The organism is Paenibacillus sp. SAF-068, assembly GCF_051967555.1.
Classification (GTDB): domain Bacteria; phylum Bacillota; class Bacilli; order Paenibacillales; family Paenibacillaceae; genus Paenibacillus.
This window is the reverse complement of record NZ_JBQCJX010000012.1, coordinates 1-17,892: the sequence shown is the minus strand read 5'-3', so window position 1 is coordinate 17,892 and position 17,892 is coordinate 1. Positions and strand designations below refer to the sequence as shown.

The window sequence follows — 17,892 nt, the reverse complement described above, 5'->3', positions numbered from 1 at the left end:
TTGCAAAAAAAACAACTTCTGCCCCTTGTTATGTGATTAGTTCAAAAAATTCCCACAAAATGCTATGATGTCAGTACAGGTTCCGTTATAATGATATGGATAGTTTCAGGTTAGATGATCTTTCATTCTGGAGGGGACATAAGGGATGCACAAATGGATCATGAGCGGAGTATTTTTTGCAGCATGCGCTTTAGCTATTGTTTTAATGTTTACGCTTCCAGGGAAAGAAGAAGTGGCTGAAGAAGCCAAGCCAACCATGCCGGAAGTAACTTTGGATGCCGGACAGGCTGAAGCACTGGTCAAAGCCAATTGTATCTCCTGTCACGGGGATCAGCTTCAGGGCGGTGTAGGACCTGCTCTAGCAAACATCGGCAGCCAGGATGATCTGGAGAAGATCTACACTACGATTGTCAAAGGTAAAGGTGGCGGTATGCCTTCCTTCAAGGGCAAACTGCAGGATGAAGAGATTGCCAATATCGCCATGTGGCTATCAGAGAAGAAATAATCTCTGCACACGTGTAACAAAGAGGCCCTTAATCCCCTTTTGGGAAAATAAGAGCCTCTTTGTTATGCTATTGATTAGGCCTCTGCCGCATGCTCGGCCAGAAAGGCCTCAACTTCATGTGCGGACGGCATCCCAGACTGGGCGCCGAGCTTCGTCACGGACAACGCGGCCGCACCCATGGCGAAGCCTACGGCCGCGTCCAACGTCTCACCGCGCGCGAGGGCTACCGCCAACGCGCCGTTGAAGCAATCGCCAGCGCCGGTCGTATCGACGGCGCTTACGGCGTAGCCGGGCGCACGGCATGCGCCGGCACGCCCTGCCTGTACGCGGCCACCAGGCGCCGCCGCGTACACAGCCCCCTCGGGGCCGAGCGTCGTGACGACAGCGGCCCCGAGGGATGCGGCGAGCTCTGCGACCGCCGCATCCAGGTCTTCCGGCCGGAGTTGATCCCGGCCGGTAAGTACGGCAAGCTCACTGCGGTTCGGCGTGACAACGTCGACGCACCGCAGGAGCTCCTGGGGCAGACCCGGCACCGCGGGAGCCGGGTTGAGCACCACCAGTGCGCTGCCTTCAGCCGCCAGTTGGGCGGCGCGGGTAACCGCTGGCAGCGGGATCTCCAGCTGCAGCAGCACCGCTGCGGCTGCAGTCAGGCTTTCTACCGTATCCGCGTCTTCCAGCATCTCAGGCACAACTTGCCCATTCGCACCTGGAATAACGATAATCCGGTTGTCTCCCCGAGAGAGCCAAATGGAAGCTGTTCCTGTAACCATGTCTTCCAATCTGCGAACCTGCGAGACATCTGCGCCACTTTCCGTCAGACTGTGCAGCAGACGTTCGCCAAAACCATCCGAGCCCACCGCACCAATCATCGTCGTCTGTCCACCTAAACGCGCAGCGGCAACAGCCTGGTTTGCCCCTTTACCACCAGCAAGATAATACAGCTCCTCACCGCTCACCGTCTCTCCCTCTTCCGGAATCGTATCTGTCTTCACCACGAGATCCATATTGAGACTGCCTACGACAGCAATAAGAGGTTGTTTCTGATTATAGTCTGACATGTATGGTTCACTCACTTCCGGCCGCGCGATAATAACCGAATTCGTTATTCCGACCTCATTTTGTCATACGCTTCGTTATATTGCCCGGCTTCCTTGATATCTACAGATGTGATACCTCCTGCGTCCCATGACGTGAGACGGAGCGTAACCGTTGTATAGTCAATCGTAATAAAAGGATGATGATTGAATGCTTCCGAGATCGCAGCGACCTCATCCACAAATGCAATCCCTTTCATGTAGTTGGAGAACACGAATTTGCGTACAATCCACCGTCCCTCTTCCAGTTCCCAGCCTTCCAGCCTTCCCAGATGAGCTTCGACTTCCTCTTGCGAAAAAACCATGCGTTATCTTCCTCCCCATAGGATGGTACATTACAGACGTCTGTCCGTATAACCACCAACACCTTCGGCGCTTCGTCAGCACCTCAAAGGCCAGGCTCGCCGCCATGCGGTTGGCCCGTTTCACGACTAACATCTTACCACGGACAAGCTTCAAAATCCAATCAACTTAAATGGCATAGAACCAATCACCATAAGGCTTTGGGGATAATTTCAGTTCCATTCACACCTCTGAAAATACATGTATACACACTAAATTAAAGGTACAAACGTCAACTCTTCTTCCCCGATCAAAATATGAATGCGGTGCTGTTCCTTATCATGAATAACCACTCCACTTCCAACCGGAATGATTGATTCCTCACCCAGCGCGTAGAACAGATCCTCCGCTAACGCTTCATCCACTTCAAGTTGCTCAGGTGCCCCGAGTCTCTCCCATTCTTCCGCGTCCATTTCAAAGAAAACATACCGATCCGGTATGCGTCCGATTGCCGTTGTCAAATCTGTCAAAATTCCTTCATAATCCCGTCCATGCTTTACGCCCATTGGCTTTTCACTCCTATTCGGCCCCTAAGGAGCGGATTTGATCTTATTATACCTGAAAATAACCCTTAAAAAAAAAGGCCTTCTGGTCGATAAATACATATATGACCGTTTTAACTGTTTTAGCAACCGTAAGGAATGCCTGACATTGAACGGATTGCGGCCAAAAATTCGTCCGGAAGCCCGAATACAGCCGCTTGAAAGGATTCAATTTTATCTCATGGATGAGGTGTATGATGAACATTTCAACGATTATTGGACTAGTTTTTGGACTGGTCTCCCTTGTACTCGGTATGTTCCTGAAGGGTGCGCCCTTAATCAACCTGGTTAACAATCCGGCAGCCTACGTTATTATCTTTGTTGGTACGGCAGGAACTATCTTTATCGCATTTCCGATGTCTGAAGTTAAAAAAATCCCTAAGCTTTTCGCGATTATTTTCAAAAACCAAGTACTTATTGATCGAGTATCCCTGATCGGCACGTTTATGGATTGGGCTTCCACTACCCGTCGTGAAGGTTTGCTTGCACTGGAATCAAAAGTAGAAGAGATTGACGATCAGTTCCTTCGTGGCGGTATGCGTATGATTATCGACGGCAACGATCAGGAATTTGTAAGTGATGTACTCATGGAAGATATTCACGCTACAGAGGAGCGCCACCGTGGCGGTGCCTTGATCTTCGCTCAGGCGGGGATGTACGCACCCACGCTCGGGGTTCTCGGGGCCGTTGTAGGTCTCATCGCAGCACTTGCCGATCTCAGTGACATGGAGAAACTCTCCCATGCGATTGCGGCAGCCTTTATCGCAACACTCCTTGGTATATTTAGTGGTTACGTGTTATGGCACCCGATGTCGAACAAGCTGAAGCGGATGTCCAAGCAAGAAATGGAGATCAAGCTGATGATGGTTGAAGGATTGTTATCCATACAATCTGGCGTCTCCACCATTGCCATCAACCAAAAGTTATCCGTATTCCTGACACCTTCCGAACGTAAACAACTGGAAGAGAAGGAGGGATCATCAGGTGAAAAAGGCTAAAAAGCACGAACCACATGAAGAACATATAGACGAAAGCTGGTTGCTTCCCTATTCTGACTTGATGACTTTGTTGCTTGCCCTGTTTATCACGTTGTTCTCCATGAGTTCACTTGATGCAGCCAAGTTCGAACAGATGGCTTCCGCTCTAAGCAGTGCATTGAATGGGGGCTCCGGTATTCTGGATCATACGTCCATGAATCCGGATACGCCAGGTGCCGATCTGGGCAAGAACAAACAGGAACCTACAGAAATCACCAAGAAAACACCAGCTCAAATTACGGATGCACAGATGGCTCAAAAAGAACAGGAAGATCTGGAGAAGCTCAAAAAACGGCTTGACCAGTATATCTCGAAGAACGGGCTTTCAGACCAGTTGAACACCAAGCTGAACCAGTCTGAATTGAAGATCACCATCAGTGATAACGCCCTGTTCTCCTCAGGCCGAGCAGATGTGAAGCCTGAATCACGCTCCCTGGCCAAAGCGATTTCAAGCATGCTGCAGGAGTTCCCTGAATATGAAGTAGTCGTATCCGGTCATACCGATAATATTCCCATTTCGAACAACCAATATAAGGATAACTGGGATCTGAGTGCAGATCGTGCGCTCAACTTCCTCAAAATCCTGTTGCTGAACACACAATTGGATCCTTCCAAATTCACACCTAGTGGTTATGGAGAGTATCACCCGATTGCCAGCAATGACACCAATACCGGACGGGCACAGAATCGCCGTGTAGAGGTGTCTATCATTCGGAAGTATCAAAGTAACAATACGAATGTAAAAGCCGTTGGCGAAGGAAACTAGAAGCCTGCTGCGATGCATCAAACAAAAGACCGTTCTCCAGATACAAGGAGAACGGTCTTTTCGTGTATATATCTTTATGCTGGGTTTATCTTTACATTTTATCTCTATATCGTTTAAATCAGTTAGAGCCGAATTCCACTATTCCAGTGAATAGTCCAAGAGACCGCCCAGCTCTGCTTTTTCAGCGGCGGTAAGCTCTCTCCAAGAACCTGTCGCCATTTCTCCAAGATGGATATTCATGATCCGAACCCGCTTCAGCTTACGAACCTCGTAACCAAAAGCACTACACATCCGCCGAATTTGGCGGTTCTTTCCTTCGGTCAAGATAATACGGAACACACGATCCGTCATCCGGGTCACGGTACAAGGCAGTGTCATTTCACCCAAAATCTTAACCCCGGTGCTCATGCCTCTAAGGAAACTTGGCGTTACAGTTCGATCAACCGTGACGATATACTCTTTCTCATGGCGTCCCTCTGCTCTTAGAATCCGGTTGACGATATCTCCGTCATTGGTCATCAGAATTAAACCTTCCGAGTCCTTATCCAGACGTCCAATTGGGAAGATACGTTCATCGTGCCCGACAAAATCAACGATATTGCCCTGAATATGCTGCTCCGTTGTGCTCGTGATCCCAATCGGTTTGTTCAGAGCAATATATACATGTTTTCTCTTTTCCTTGATCGGCTTGCCATTGATGCGTACATCGTCGCCTTCTTCTGCCTGACTGCCCAGTTCAGCCTTAACTCCATTAATGGTTACTTGACCACTATCCACCAACTTGTCGGCTTCACGCCGGGAGCAATAACCTGTTTCACTAATAAATTTATTAATACGCAAAAGGTAATCTCACCTCATCTATTTCTCTTCATCTGTAATTGGTTCATCCGTTACCCGATCTGCCTCAATAACCTCCGGTAGTTGCTCGGATGCAGGCAGTTCAATGATAACCGTTGTTCCCTTGTTCATGACGCTTTTAATATCCATCATGCCCTTATGTGATTGAATAATGCGCTGACTGACCATCAGGCCAAGTCCTGTCCCAGACTCCTTATTTGTAAAGAAGGGCTCGCCTAGCTTGGGCATCATCTCTTCCGGATTCCGATCCCTTCATCCCTGATCTCAATTCTGACACGTTGCGACTGCTCGTCATGCTTGAGCTTGATGTGGATGCTTCCTCCATTTGGCATGGCCTCCATACCGTTTTTCAGCAAATTGATGAATACCTGCTTCAACTGATTCTCTTCACAGTGTACCATAGCTGAATCGGTTGAGGCACGCAGTACAAATTCTACACCATGCAGATGTGCCTGGCTATCCAGTAACGAGATGACATCGCCGAGAATAAAGCGAATATCCCGATTCTGAAAATGAACCGCCTGCGGTTTCGCCAGAATAAGAAACTCACCCACAATAAGGTTGATGCGATCCAGCTCCGATAACATCAGATCCAGATGACGATGATTCAGCTTATTGCTCTCTTGCTGTAATTGTAGGAATCCGCGCAGCGTGGTCAGTGGATTACGAATCTCATGCGCCACGCCTGCTGCAAGCTGCCCCACGGTTGTAAGCTTCTCAGAGCGTCTGAGCAGCTCTTCCATCCGATTACGACTTGTAATATCCCTGGAGACACTTATAAGCGCGGTAATCTCTCCAGCCTCGTCTCGTACCGGAGCCGTACTGACACTGACCTCTACCCGAGTCCCGTCTTTCTTCATCCAGGTGGTTTCGTTCGACGTAATGGACATTCCCTCAACGAGTTGGGCATGCTGGCGTTTCATTTCTTCTTCTGCCTCTGGCGGGATGATCTTCAGATTACGACCTTCCACCTCACGGCTTCGAAAACCATATAATTGTTCAAATGCCCGGTTAACCCGCAGCACTTTCCCTTCAAGATCCGTAATGTGAATGGCATCCGCAGTCTGATTGATAATGGATTCCAGATGCTCTTTCACCGCCCGATTCTCTTCATACATTTGTTTCAGACGGCTCGTATAATGGCCCAAATTCCGAATCATGGCATTAATTCGATTGGCCAGTTGGCCAAGCTCGTCTTTCCTCCGTACTTTCAGACGAAAGTCAAAGTGTCCATCTGCTACATCATTCACTTTGCCAAGTATGGATTGGATCGGTCGCGTAATATAACCTGCGAGCAAATAACTGCCAAAGATCACGATCTCCAGCAAAACCAGAGATATCGAGGCATGGCTCACCAGCTGCTCTGATACCATGGAGGATATTTGCTTATAGTCCATGACAATACTGATTACATAGGAAGACTGATTGGGTGTGAAAATGGGAATAAAACTCTTCAGTACCTTCTGTTCGTGCGTTTCACTGACAAAGGATACGTTTTGCCCTGTTCGAATGGCGCGCACTACAGCACGATGATCCTCATCCGTAGAACCATACTGGTATGTGCCAAAACGAATCGGTCTGTTATTCAACTTGCTAAAGTTCGAATCTCTTCCGTCGTCACCCATGTTCGGGCTGCCGAAAGTCAACGGATTGATGCCTGTAATCTCCAGAATGGAGGGATTGACCTCACGAATTTTATTCAAAATCTCATCCGGACTAGAGATTTTCACATAGTCATCAACTTCCGTATTATTATAGAAGGGATTGATTATGTAGTTTCTCTTTCCATCATGGTAGTAACCCCAGATATCAATATCCGAAGGACTGGATGTCGAATATTCGAATCCATCTGACCAGAAATGCTCCAACTTCTGCCCCTGGGGGATCGTTACCTGCTGTTTTTCAAACAGCTGCTTAAAGGCCTGATACCAATACGTCATGGATTTGGTGGACAACCCGATCTCTCTCGGATCGGAAGAACGGCTAACCACAATGTCATCATCCGTCTGCTCCATCAACGATATATGTGAGACGCCGACCTTCTGACTCAAGCGAACAAGTTCTTCATTTGTGATATTATTAATATCCGAGTCCAATTCTTCCGCTGCCATGACAGCAGCAAGCCACAGATTGTTGCCAATCTGTCGTTTTACATAATCCGAACTGTATTGATTCTGTTCGACAGCAATTGCGATCTGCTTTGCAGTGAGCACCATCTTGGTTTCACTGTCCTGCCTCAGATTCTCTTCTGTAGTATAATAACTCAGTGCGATATTCAACACTAAAATAACGAGCACTGAGCACGACATAATCATGGATAATTTCGTTTTAATAGACAAGTTTTTTTGTTCACCTCTCGGCTTGTACCCTCTGGCGATATATGGCAAAACCTATCTCCATCATAACGCTTGTATGTCTTTTTGAAAAGGATATTCGACCTGTGTCCAAAAGTTACCGAATGACTGAAAAGCTCGAAATTCGTTGTTTTTTGCATTTTCGAACTCTACAATGAAATTAATCACTATTTTTATCCACATACCCACAGGCTTGTGGATAGTTTGTTTATAACTATGTGAGCAACTCTATGTTTATCCACATTTCTATACACAACATGTTAACAACCCGAATGCCTGTTCGCTGAATAAATGCTTTTTGGAAGGAGTTATATTGTAATGAACGACCATTCTCTCCAGCCCGATTTTGAGAATTTATCTGAGGAGGCCCAACATGAGCACTGGATGCGGGCGGCCATTGCTGAGGCCTACAAGGCCGAGGCTCTTGGAGAAGTGCCTATCGGAGCTGTAATTGTGCAACATAACCGCATTATTGGCCGAGGATACAATCTGCGTGAAACTACACTGGATTCCACCGCCCATGCAGAGATGGTAGCTATTCGTCAGGCCAGCGAGACTATTGGAGCTTGGCGTTTGTTGGATTGTTCTCTGTACGTCACCCTGGAACCTTGTCCGATGTGTGCAGGTGCAATCGTACAATCCAGGGTCCCCCGTGTAATCTTTGGTACGGCTGATCCCAAGGCAGGTTGTGCAGGTACACTGATGAACCTGCTACAGGAGCCTCGTTTTAACCACCGCACCGAGGTGATCCCGGATATCCTTCAACCTGAATGCTCCACGATGCTAACTCAATTTTTCAGACGTCTGCGTCAAAAATAAAAGTAGTCACCGACTACAAACATCCCCATTGGAAAGGAAGTGTGCTGCAATGGCATTAACACTCTATGATACAGCCAATGGCATAAGCCTTCGGCTGCTTACACCTCAGGACACACAGTCCTATCTGGACCTGATTCAGATTACACGTGTTCCATACCAGGCTGTAGAACCCTTGCGAGACGATGAATTCTATACATTGAATGCTCAGACTCGACGGATTGAGGATCGGGTAAAAGCAGCTGAAGAAGGTACAGGATACCAATTTGGAATCTATACCATTAAAGACAGCCTGTTGATTGGACAAGTAAGTCTTAACAATGTCGTACTGGGCGTTGCCAATTATGCTGATATGGGTTACTTTATCCATCCGGATTATCAGGGCGGTGGACGAATGACAGCAGCAGTTAAACTGGCCGTAGCTTATGGCTTCCGGGCGTTGAAGTTAAATCGGGTTCAGGCTGCGGTATTGCCCTCCAACAAAGGTTCACAGCGCGTATTGGAGAAGAACGGATTCCAGTTGGAAGGTATTGCCCGCAAATACCTCAAGATCAACGGAAAATATCAGGATCATCAGATCTATGCTGTACTTGCTGAGGACTTGGGTGAACTTGCGAATTAATTAAATTAGAAGCTCCACCACAAAGCTGTCTGTATCCCAATTCAAGACGATACAAATTCAATATTCAAAACCGCACTACCCTATTCATGTAGGAGAGTGCGGTTTTATTTATATGGATCACCAGCCACAATTCAAAGTCAAAGATCAATCATTCTGCGGATATCCCCTCTTACGCTGTCTAACATAAAAAACCGCCTGTATCCAAGCGGAAGGAGATGATCCTTCACTTGAATTACAGACGGTTTGAATTCAGCGAGATTAGTATCCGTATGAAGCGTTCATCAGTTCTTCGAACTCTTGCATGGTAATTACATCATCGCCAGATGGGATGTTGATTTTGAATGCTGCTTTTTCGTTAATCTTAGTGTACGTATTGGAACCGGTAAACGCCAATTTCACTTCGTCTTTCGAATCTTCTGGCTTGATCAGCACATCAGCGACCATCTTCTGATACACAGGGAAGTCGTTTTTGTCTAATGCGAAATCAATGTTGAATTGGTTGATTGTCAGAACATCTTTCAATTTATCCAAGTCTTTAGCCATTTCAGCCTGATCTGCTTCAGTGATTTTCAAATCTTCTTTAGCTTTGTCGATATCAGCCTGATCCATTTGCAGCATTTCACGATATTCCTCTTTGGACAGAATATCCAATACTTTAGGCATAGCTTTTGTTACCAGTACAGTAACGGCTTCTTTCACATTGTCATTATTCACTGTGAATTGTACAACCTGTTTCGCATCTACACCTTCAGGAAGCTGTGCATCTTTGGTGTCCAGGTTTTTGAAGAATTTAGCTTGGTCGTACTCGCTCAGTACCGCGTCCATAACTTCATTGCTCAGCTTTTGGGTTTTGGCTGCATCCATAGCATTCGGGTTCCATTCCGTACCCTCTTGCTCGGCCAGTTCTTTCAGATCCAGCTCCAGGAACTTGCCAACAACATTCTCCGGCATCGGGAAGAAAGGAATATTCGGCACTTTCACATAAAGTTTCTCTGCCGTCATCACCATCGGAATGTTAAAGGTCATGCCCATGTCGCCTTTAAGTTCAATGCCAAGAGTCATCTCTGTCTGCATTGGCTCACTTTGGTATACACCTGTTACATTCAACTGAGCATCCTTCAACATGCTCATAAACTGAGTCATGGTCGGATCAGTCTGTGAAGCATCCGCAGGTTTATAGCTCAATTCATTAATAGTGAAGTTAGAACTCATTTCATACGAAGTCAGTTTGGAAGCATTGGCCGCAGCCGTCTTCAATGCCTCTTTCGGTTCCTGCTTGCTGCTACATGCTGTCAAGGCCATAGATACGGTCAACAGCAACGTAAGAAGAAGCGCCCCCATACGTTTAGTCATTTGTTTCTCTCCTCTCGTGATAACCCCAAAAAAAGTAATTCAATATCAATGATATACCATATCACCAGATACTGAAACCTAATTTGGGAAAATTGTGATCTTTCCTCTTTAAAATGGCTACAAAGACCTATGTGAGGTTTGGGATTCAGCATGTGCATGTCTTTATATATGTATGAATACGCAAAAGCCCCCTGTTAGGTAACAAGGGACTTGTGCGTGATTTGGTTTCTTCTAAATTAACCTTGGGGATTCAAATGATCCACATGATTTTGATTTTTCACTTTTTTGGAACCGGATAACGGTTCCTGCATGGAAGAGCGTTTGGATGAATGACGATGCTGTTCGGATGCTTGCGCTTCCGGTACGGGAATTGTTTTTGGTTTGCTCATAGTATTGCCCCCTCATCATTGTTAGGAATGGGATGGGTCCCTATCTTCCGTTTTGTCATGATTCAGTGCATCCTGATGACGGCGATCATTAATATCTTGTTGAATCTGCTGGGCATGATGACTGTTTACTACTGGTTGCTCCAGATCATCGACTACATTTTGCAGGTTTTTGTCCACTCCCGCTTTGGCTTTAGTCAATTGAGTTCACTCCTTCAGATTTCAGGCTATTGTCTCGTCTGGGATTGTAACGACTGGGCGCATTCGTGGATGTGACGTGTATAATCGTGAGCCAGTTCCTGAATCGGCTCTGTACGCTCATCTGTCGTTCGCCCATCCCGTTCCACATCAATCAGCTGTACACTGACTTCACGGGAATCGACATATGCACATTTGAAATCAAAAGAATACATTTCGTGACCTGCTGTCGCAATGTGTATCCGAATGGCCTGCTGATCGGCTTCATCCGCCATCACTTGAGCCTGATCGCCAACATTCAAGACTTGAGGCAAACGCTCTTGCCAAGCCCCTACAAGCTCTGTCTGATCAATATTTAACTCGCGGTTCATCTTACCACCTCCACTCCTATAAAGTGCGGCGATGAAGATGTTTTTATACATTTCAGCGTTATTGAAAAAATAACGTGTTACGGCGTAACGTATACATCCGGCACCAACCTGTATGCTCAGGGCGTTAAATGAATTCACAACGCAAAAAAGGACTCGAGCGAGATCGCTCGAATCCTTGTTATAAGTGTAGTATGGCGGAGAGGGTGGGATTCGAACCCACGTGGAGTTGCCCCCTAACGGTTTTCAAGACCGCCCCGTTATGACCGCTTCGGTACCTCTCCAGGGAATTAACTTTTATAAACTTGCCACGAAAAATATCATACCACATCTCAACATCATAATGCAACCTTTTTATATTATATTTGATAATTTATATCGGACACAACCTCAGTTTATACAAAAGACTCCCATCCGCCACTTTGAAATGACGGATGGAATCTGTATTCCTCTCGATGAGGAGGGTTAATTAACTCTTAAGAGCGACGTGCAATCACACTTGTGCCGCCCATATAAGGACGCAATGCTTCTGGGATGACAACCGTACCATCTTCCTGTTGATAGTTCTCCAGGATAGCGGCTACTGTTCGTCCAACAGCCAATCCTGAACCGTTCAATGTGTGCACAAATTCCGGTTTGGCTTTTGGCTCTCTACGGAAACGGATATTGGCACGACGTGCCTGGAAATCCTCACAGTTAGAGCAGGAAGAAATCTCACGGTAGGTGTTGCTCTCAGGTAACCATACTTCGATATCATACGTTTTAGCTGAAGTGAAGCCCATATCTGCGGTACACAATGTCAGAACGCGATAAGGCAATCCCAATAATTGAAGTACACGCTCCGCATTTTGAGTCATTTGCTCCAGTTCTTCATACGAAGTCTCCGGAGTAGAGAGTTTAAGCAGCTCTACTTTGTTAAACTGATGCTGACGAATCAAGCCGCGTGTATCCCGTCCAGCCGAACCGGCTTCAGAGCGGAAACAAGAGCTGTATGCCACAAAGTGCTTAGGTAACTGATCTACATTCAGAATCTCTTCGCGATGATAGTTCGTTACCGGAACTTCAGCAGTAGGGATCAGGTAATATTCGGTATCTTTCAACTTGAACAGGTCTTCCTCGAACTTAGGCAGTTGACCTGTTCCAAACAAGCTATCCCGATTAACGATGTATGGAGGCAGAATCTCTTCATATCCATGTTGATCGCTGTGCAGATCCATCATGAAGTTGATCAATGCACGTTCCAGACGGGCACCCAGCCCTTTATAAAAGGTAAAACGAGATCCTGTTACTTTGGCTGCAGCTTCAAAATCAAGGATATCAAGATCCTGAGCAATTTCCCAGTGGGCTTTTGGTGCAAAAGCAAATGACTTGGGCTCTTCCCAACGACGGATCTCAACATTGTCGTCTTCAGAAGCTCCAACAGGTACACTTTCGTTAGGAATGTTCGGAATCGCCATGGTAAGATCATTGATCTTCACTTCAAGTTCCCGAACTTCTTCGTCCATGGCTTTGATACGATCAGACACTTCACGCATCTCCACAATCAGATCATCAGCATTCTCGCGGTTCTTCTTCAGTCTAGCAACTTCCGCAGAGACCGTATTCCGACGGCTTTTCAGCGTTTCACTCTCTTGAAGCAATTCCCGACGCTTGGCATCCATCTCGGTAAATCCAGCGATAAGATCCAGCGATTTGCCACGTTTAGTCAATGCTTCTTCTACACGTGCATACTCATTCCGCAATATTTTCACATCAAGCACGATATACCCCTCCTAAATAACCCCACGTAGTGAAGCCTTATGTTTAATCGAATCTCAAAACTCTACTGTGTATACCTTACTATATACTTATCGGAATCTGTAACCACAAAAACAACCTATGTCCCCCGTGTGACCCTCAGCTGCGATTCCCGCTATGAAGCAGATACAGGCAACATCAGGCATCCGTTCAGATGCAACTGCCAATCAGCGGCCTTACAAGGCTACTGGGGAAGTGATCCGATGACCGGGAGATCATAGGTTGTACATCATACACTATTTAAGGTCCACCGTGTGTTTGTAGGTCTTGGCCATGTCTACAAAATAGGCATGCAGACGATAGTCGTCCGTCAACTCCGGGTGATACGAACAAGCCAGCAAGTGTCCCTGCCGAGCTGTTACTATCTCATCCTTGTAGGTGGAGAGAACCTCCACCTGGTCTCCCACACTCTCAATTAAGGGAGCCCGGATAAACACAGCTCTCACCGTTTCCTCAATGCCTTTGACCGGCAAGTCTGTTTCAAAACTTTCTCTCTGCCGTCCAAATGCATTTCGGGATACAGTCATATCCATTAGCTCCAAATGAGCTTCTTCCTGTCCTGTAATATGCTTAGCCATAACGATTAAGCCAGCACAGGTACCAAATACCGGTTTGCCCTCAGCAGCAAACGCTCGAATAGCATCCATAAACCCATACTTACGCATCAGTTTGCCAATCGTTGTACTCTCCCCGCCAGGAAGGATAAGACCATCCAGATCGTTCAACTGCTGAACCTGTTTGATAGCCACTCCTTCTGCTCCAGCGCGTTCAATACTCCGTATATGCTCTGTGACAGCCCCTTGAAGTGCTAAAACGCCGATCTTCATTTGCACATTCCCCTTCTCTTACCAGCCGCGATCTTTCATACGCTCGAAAGGTGCAAGTGTGGATATCTCTATGCCCTTCATCGGTGCTCCAAGATCTTGGACACTTCGGCCCGTAATGTATGTGTCGTTCATGCCTTAAATAGAGCCATTAGCCGCTCCACCCAGTAAATGAACATTGGAGTTTTTTGCTTCATTATACGTGAATTCTAACTTGATATTTTACCGGAAAAAGTGTAAATATACAATCCATCCGGTCGGAATAACTTGTATTTTCTCAATGATATGACCACATAAGCATCATATTCATGATCATACTCTTTTTCAAGAAGTACGCTATGGGCTAAAACAGGTTTTTGATTCCGTCAAAGAGATCCACTAAGAAATCCTTCACAGCACGGAAGAACAACCGGAACCATCCGCCTTTATCTGCTTCTTCCGCGGTGATCAAGTTCACTGTTTTTTCCTGAGGCTCAATTCCATCTGCTTTGTACGTGTACGTTACTGTGCCAACCTTCGTACCTGCCTTGATTGGTGCTACCAACTTGTCAGCCTCAGTTACGTTGGCTTTGAACGTCACATCCAGGTTCTGAGTACCTTTGGGTACAACGAAACTTACCGCATTATCGGTTACGACAGGAACGGTTGTTTCTTTACCTTTTTTCAAAGGTACAGCTTCCCACCCTGTCACTTTGGTTTTGCCTGCAACAGCCTGCTTCACTTCAAAGTTGTTAAATCCAAAGTCCAATACCTTTTTAGTTTCTCTGAAACGTGCGGATTCCGAATCTGTGCCCATAACGACACTAATCAGACGCATCCCGTTACGTTCCGCCGTACCTGTAAAGTTATTACCTGCGTTCGTGGTATGGCCTGTTTTCATTCCATCCAGACCTTCATAGGCATAGCTTTTGAAATTGGTTATATTTTTATTCGCTTCCAGCATCCAGTTATAATTGATAATTGGGGCTTTATCGTTAGGACGGAACTTATAGGATTGAATCGTTGTAAAATCTTTGTAGTCCGGGTGGTCCATGATGATATATCTGCACAGAATCGCAGCATCCAGTGCGGACATCACTGTTTCTTTGTCTTCAGCTGGACGGAAGTCCGCAGGCATATCTGCTCGATCGAGACCGGAAGAGTTGATGAAGAACGTATCCTTCATGCCCATGCGCTTCGCTTCCTCATTCATCATTTTCACGAAATCTTCTTCCGAACCTGCAACATATTCAGCCAAAGCAACCGTAGCGTCATTGGCAGAACCAACAGCCATGGCAATATAAAGATCCTTAACTGTGTGTTGGTCACCTTCCGCGAGGAAAATACGTGATCCGACACTTTGTGCAGCATTCTTTTTAACAGTTACAATATCGTCCCAACCGAATTTTCCCTGTTTGACTTGTTCGGCGACAATGTACTCTGTCATCATTTTGGTCATACTCGCAGGTGGCATGGCTTTATCCGCATCGACATTGAGCAGAACCTGACCCGTTGATGCCTCCATGAGCACTGCTGATCTAACTTCGAGCCCAAGTGAGTCTACCCCAGGAACCTGTACCGCTTTCTCCGTCTTTGTTGTTGTTGCTGCAGCAGTCAGAACCTGACCGGAGTTATTCGCAGCAGCCATGACCGGCATTACTGCAGACATGCAAAGCATGTTAATTAGCATTACCGAGGCTACGCTCTTTTTGAGCATTTGGCGTTTCTTCTTATTCATGTGTTTGGCTTTCAATGATGAATACTCCCTTCGTTCCAAAGCATTGTTAATTGCTTCAGTGCAGCTTATGCTGCGATTTTCTTGTTCCCTAACCTGTGCAATGATGTGTAAGAGGTGTGGTATATGCGCTATATCGAACAAGCAATATTATTGCTTCTAAAGTTCGTTATCGATTGTCACTTAGTCCGCATTTTGCGAATGCTTATGTAAAAGGACGTCCGCGCTCTGTGTAGCTGCCAGTCTTTCTGGCATTCCATTTGCTTTTCAAAACCATATTCATAGATTCACGTCAAATAGCCGCCGTAACGCCTTAATCCAACCTGGGATCGTCACCGCTTGTTCTATTCTATCACAGGGGTATCTGCAAAAAAAGACAGACCCGGTGAAAATCACCGAGCCTGTCCTGGAAATGATTAACTCTCTTCCGATTACAACGAGTAGTTAGGTGCTTCTTTTGTGATCTGTACATCATGCGGATGACTTTCACGCAGACCTGCACCTGTAATGCGAATAAAACCAGTATCGTTCCGAAGCTGCTCCAGGTTGCTTGTACCGCAGTAACCCATACCGGAACGCAGACCACCGATCAGTTGGTGAATGGTATCAGACAATGGACCTTTGTAAGCGACACGGCCCTCAATTCCTTCTGGAACCAGTTTCTTGTCATCATCCTGGAAGTAGCGGTCTTTACTGCCCTGTTTCATTGCCGCCATTGAACCCATACCACGATAAACTTTGTAGCTACGTCCTTGGAAGATCTCTGTCTCCCCTGGGCTTTCCGCTGTGCCGGCAAACAAACTTCCCAGCATTACTGCGTGTGCACCTGCAGCCAGTGCCTTCGTAATTTCACCGGAATATTTAATTCCGCCGTCCGCGATAATTGGAACTCCATATTCACGTGCCACTGTTGCACAATCGTACACAGCAGTTACTTGAGGTACACCAATACCAGCGATAACGCGTGTTGTACAGATTGAACCTGGACCAATACCCACTTTGACTACCGAAGCCCCTGCTTCAATCAGGTCACGAGTGGCTTCACCAGTAGCGACGTTACCTGCAACGATGGTCAAGCTAGGGAAACGTTCACGAAGCTGACGCACAGCTTCAATGATATTGATGTGGTGTCCATGAGCCGAGTCTACCGTAATCAAGTCCACACCAGCTTGTACCAAAGCATCTGCACGTTCAAATGTATCTTTGGAAATACCAATTGCTGCACCAACCAGCAAACGTCCTTGAGCATCTTTGGCTGCATGAGGGAATTGAATGGCTTTCTCAATATCTTTAATGGTGATAAGACCTTTCAACGTGTTCGTCTCATCAACTAATGGAAGTTTCTCAATTTTGTGCTTCTGAAGGATACCTTCAGCCTCTTGCAGTGTAGTGCCTACAGGAGCGGTAACCAGATTTTCACGAGTCATGACTTCGCTGATTTTGATGCCATAATCATGAATAAAACGCAAATCCCGGTTGGTCAAAATACCTACCAGCTTCTGGTCTCCTTCAATAATGGGTACACCAGAGATCCGATATTTCGCCATAACTTCTTCTGCGTCAGACACCAGGTGATCTGCTGTCAGTGAGAATGGATTCGTAATAACACCGCTCTCCGAACGCTTAACACGATCTACTTCTTCAGCCTGTTGTTCAACAGACATATTTTTATGAATGATACCGATACCGCCTTCACGTGCAATGGCAATAGCCAAAGTCGCTTCAGTTACCGTATCCATACCCGCACTGATCAAAGGAATGTTTAACTTTACACTATCGCTTAAGCGAATAGATACATCTACTTCTTTAGGCAGTGTCTCGGATTTCCGTGGCACTAGCAATACATCATCAAAGGTGAGGCCTTCCTTACCAAATTTATCTTCCCACACGCAAGTGTTCCTCCTTATGTTTGCTCAGCTTTACGGTCCAAAACCCGAAGATTCCAGGCTGTATTTTACGCCGAAAATACGTTTTCTGAAAAATTTATTATTGCCATCTTAGCAAAGCGATATTTAGACTGTCAAGGAAAAGTACTTGGTTATATAAGGTGTGTTGTCTCATGAATACAACTGTTTTTCTCATGAGGACAAGTGTAATCAATATAACCTATAAACGTCCACTCAGATCGGATGACGTTTATCTTTTACTTAGTCATTTAGGCTATGCAATTGATGTATTCACATTACTTTCTATACCTCAACTATTCATTTATATATAAATAAAAACCACCACCGAATAACATCGGCAGTGGTTCTTTGCTTGGCGGCGTCCTACTCTCCCAGGACCCTGCGGTCCAAGTACCATCGGCGCTAGAGG

17 protein-coding genes, 1 tRNA gene and 1 pseudogene are annotated in these 17,892 nt (G+C 46.2%); 5 read left to right on the top strand and 14 right to left on the bottom strand.

What is annotated here, in order from left to right; translation table 11 throughout:
- Nucleotides 1-145: 145 nt before the first annotated feature.
- Nucleotides 146-505 (top strand): c-type cytochrome, encoded by a 360-nt coding sequence (locus tag ACTHPG_RS27805; RefSeq protein ID WP_278297432.1) that lies wholly within the window; start codon nt 146-148, stop codon nt 503-505.
- Nucleotides 506-579: 74 nt separating this feature from the next.
- Here ACTHPG_RS27805 and rbsK read toward each other — a convergent pair whose 3' ends face one another.
- The 3 genes from rbsK to ACTHPG_RS27790 all read right to left on the bottom strand — a co-directional run bounded on the left by rbsK (nt 580) and on the right by ACTHPG_RS27790 (nt 2,447).
- Nucleotides 580-1,563, bottom strand: a complete 984-nt coding sequence (gene rbsK / locus ACTHPG_RS27800) for a ribokinase (protein ID WP_440392511.1) — start codon at nt 1,561-1,563, stop codon at nt 580-582.
- A gap of 44 nt (nt 1,564-1,607) precedes the next feature.
- Nucleotides 1,608-1,904: a 4a-hydroxytetrahydrobiopterin dehydratase gene (locus ACTHPG_RS27795; protein WP_062838136.1), complete on the bottom strand. Its 297-nt coding sequence runs from the start codon at nt 1,902-1,904 to the stop codon at nt 1,608-1,610.
- Between the two features lie 249 nt (nt 1,905-2,153).
- Nucleotides 2,154-2,447 (bottom strand): hypothetical protein, encoded by a 294-nt coding sequence (locus ACTHPG_RS27790; RefSeq protein WP_340400080.1) that lies wholly within the window; start codon nt 2,445-2,447, stop codon nt 2,154-2,156.
- Between the two features lie 233 nt (nt 2,448-2,680).
- Between ACTHPG_RS27790 and motA the strand changes: the two genes are divergently transcribed.
- Both motA and motB read left to right on the top strand, forming a co-directional pair.
- Nucleotides 2,681-3,481: a flagellar motor stator protein MotA gene (gene motA, locus ACTHPG_RS27785; RefSeq protein ID WP_339242860.1), complete on the top strand. Its 801-nt coding sequence runs from the start codon at nt 2,681-2,683 to the stop codon at nt 3,479-3,481.
- Nucleotides 3,468-4,286, top strand: coding sequence for a flagellar motor protein MotB (gene motB, locus ACTHPG_RS27780; protein ID WP_253428960.1), 819 nt, complete (start codon nt 3,468-3,470; stop codon nt 4,284-4,286). Before motA ends, motB begins: the two co-directional genes overlap by 14 nt.
- A gap of 138 nt (nt 4,287-4,424) precedes the next feature.
- On the opposite strand, the gene rluF is transcribed toward motB, so the two are convergent.
- Both rluF and ACTHPG_RS27770 read right to left on the bottom strand, forming a co-directional pair.
- Nucleotides 4,425-5,126, bottom strand: coding sequence for a 23S rRNA pseudouridine(2604) synthase RluF (gene rluF, locus ACTHPG_RS27775; protein ID WP_421895874.1), 702 nt, complete (start codon nt 5,124-5,126; stop codon nt 4,425-4,427).
- Between the two features lie 18 nt (nt 5,127-5,144).
- Nucleotides 5,145-6,517: pseudogene (locus tag ACTHPG_RS27770) on the bottom strand (PAS domain S-box protein).
- A 1,299-nt stretch (nt 6,518-7,816) separates the two neighbouring features.
- Here ACTHPG_RS27770 and tadA point away from each other — a divergent pair.
- Together tadA and ACTHPG_RS27760 are read left to right on the top strand one after the other, a co-directional pair.
- Nucleotides 7,817-8,317: a tRNA adenosine(34) deaminase TadA gene (gene tadA / locus ACTHPG_RS27765; protein WP_440392510.1), complete on the top strand. Its 501-nt coding sequence runs from the start codon at nt 7,817-7,819 to the stop codon at nt 8,315-8,317.
- A gap of 49 nt (nt 8,318-8,366) precedes the next feature.
- Entirely contained in the window at nt 8,367-8,936 is a 570-nt protein-coding gene (locus ACTHPG_RS27760) for a GNAT family N-acetyltransferase (protein ID WP_440392509.1), read from the top strand.
- A gap of 258 nt (nt 8,937-9,194) precedes the next feature.
- Here the strand turns inward: ACTHPG_RS27760 and ACTHPG_RS27755 are convergent, their stop codons facing one another.
- The 9 genes from ACTHPG_RS27755 to guaB all read right to left on the bottom strand — a co-directional run bounded on the left by ACTHPG_RS27755 (nt 9,195) and on the right by guaB (nt 17,465).
- Nucleotides 9,195-10,289 carry a hypothetical protein gene (locus tag ACTHPG_RS27755; RefSeq protein ID WP_440392508.1) on the bottom strand — a complete coding sequence of 365 codons (1,095 nt, stop codon included), beginning with the start codon at nt 10,287-10,289 and terminating at the stop codon, nt 9,195-9,197.
- A 236-nt stretch (nt 10,290-10,525) separates the two neighbouring features.
- Nucleotides 10,526-10,678, bottom strand: coding sequence for a small acid-soluble spore protein P (locus ACTHPG_RS27750; RefSeq protein WP_036607296.1), 153 nt, complete (start codon nt 10,676-10,678; stop codon nt 10,526-10,528).
- Between the two features lie 21 nt (nt 10,679-10,699).
- On the bottom strand, nt 10,700-10,876 hold the full coding sequence (locus ACTHPG_RS27745; protein WP_440392507.1) for a hypothetical protein: 177 nt from the start codon (nt 10,874-10,876) through the stop codon (nt 10,700-10,702).
- Between the two features lie 26 nt (nt 10,877-10,902).
- Nucleotides 10,903-11,244: a hypothetical protein gene (locus tag ACTHPG_RS27740; RefSeq protein WP_124118848.1), complete on the bottom strand. Its 342-nt coding sequence runs from the start codon at nt 11,242-11,244 to the stop codon at nt 10,903-10,905.
- 192 nt (nt 11,245-11,436) lie between these two features.
- Nucleotides 11,437-11,525 (bottom strand) — tRNA-Ser (locus tag ACTHPG_RS27735).
- Nucleotides 11,526-11,717: 192 nt separating this feature from the next.
- Nucleotides 11,718-13,001, bottom strand: a complete 1,284-nt coding sequence (serS, locus tag ACTHPG_RS27730; RefSeq protein ID WP_440392506.1) for a serine--tRNA ligase — start codon at nt 12,999-13,001, stop codon at nt 11,718-11,720.
- A 273-nt stretch (nt 13,002-13,274) separates the two neighbouring features.
- A complete protein-coding gene (pdxT, locus tag ACTHPG_RS27725) occupies nt 13,275-13,865 on the bottom strand; it encodes a pyridoxal 5'-phosphate synthase glutaminase subunit PdxT (protein ID WP_440392505.1) in 591 nt (196 codons plus the stop codon).
- A 340-nt stretch (nt 13,866-14,205) separates the two neighbouring features.
- A complete protein-coding gene (locus ACTHPG_RS27720) occupies nt 14,206-15,594 on the bottom strand; it encodes a D-alanyl-D-alanine carboxypeptidase family protein (RefSeq protein ID WP_440392504.1) in 1,389 nt (462 codons plus the stop codon).
- A gap of 413 nt (nt 15,595-16,007) precedes the next feature.
- Nucleotides 16,008-17,465 (bottom strand): IMP dehydrogenase, encoded by a 1,458-nt coding sequence (guaB, locus tag ACTHPG_RS27715; RefSeq protein WP_440392503.1) that lies wholly within the window; start codon nt 17,463-17,465, stop codon nt 16,008-16,010.
- Between the last annotated feature and the right edge of the window lie 427 nt (nt 17,466-17,892).

Coding starts and splice junctions, on each gene's coding strand:
- ACTHPG_RS27805 (WP_278297432.1), top strand. CDS start 146: ATGCACAAATGGATCATGAGCGGAGTATTTTTTGCAGCATGCGCTTTA.
- rbsK (WP_440392511.1), bottom strand. CDS start 1,563: ATGTCAGACTATAATCAGAAACAACCTCTTATTGCTGTCGTAGGCAGT.
- ACTHPG_RS27795 (WP_062838136.1), bottom strand. CDS start 1,904: ATGGTTTTTTCGCAAGAGGAAGTCGAAGCTCATCTGGGAAGGCTGGAA.
- ACTHPG_RS27790 (WP_340400080.1), bottom strand. CDS start 2,447: ATGGGCGTAAAGCATGGACGGGATTATGAAGGAATTTTGACAGATTTG.
- motA (WP_339242860.1), top strand. CDS start 2,681: ATGAACATTTCAACGATTATTGGACTAGTTTTTGGACTGGTCTCCCTT.
- tadA (WP_440392510.1), top strand. CDS start 7,817: ATGAACGACCATTCTCTCCAGCCCGATTTTGAGAATTTATCTGAGGAG.
- ACTHPG_RS27760 (WP_440392509.1), top strand. CDS start 8,367: ATGGCATTAACACTCTATGATACAGCCAATGGCATAAGCCTTCGGCTG.
- ACTHPG_RS27755 (WP_440392508.1), bottom strand. CDS start 10,289: ATGACTAAACGTATGGGGGCGCTTCTTCTTACGTTGCTGTTGACCGTA.
- ACTHPG_RS27750 (WP_036607296.1), bottom strand. CDS start 10,678: ATGAGCAAACCAAAAACAATTCCCGTACCGGAAGCGCAAGCATCCGAA.
- ACTHPG_RS27740 (WP_124118848.1), bottom strand. CDS start 11,244: ATGAACCGCGAGTTAAATATTGATCAGACAGAGCTTGTAGGGGCTTGG.
- pdxT (WP_440392505.1), bottom strand. CDS start 13,865: ATGAAGATCGGCGTTTTAGCACTTCAAGGGGCTGTCACAGAGCATATA.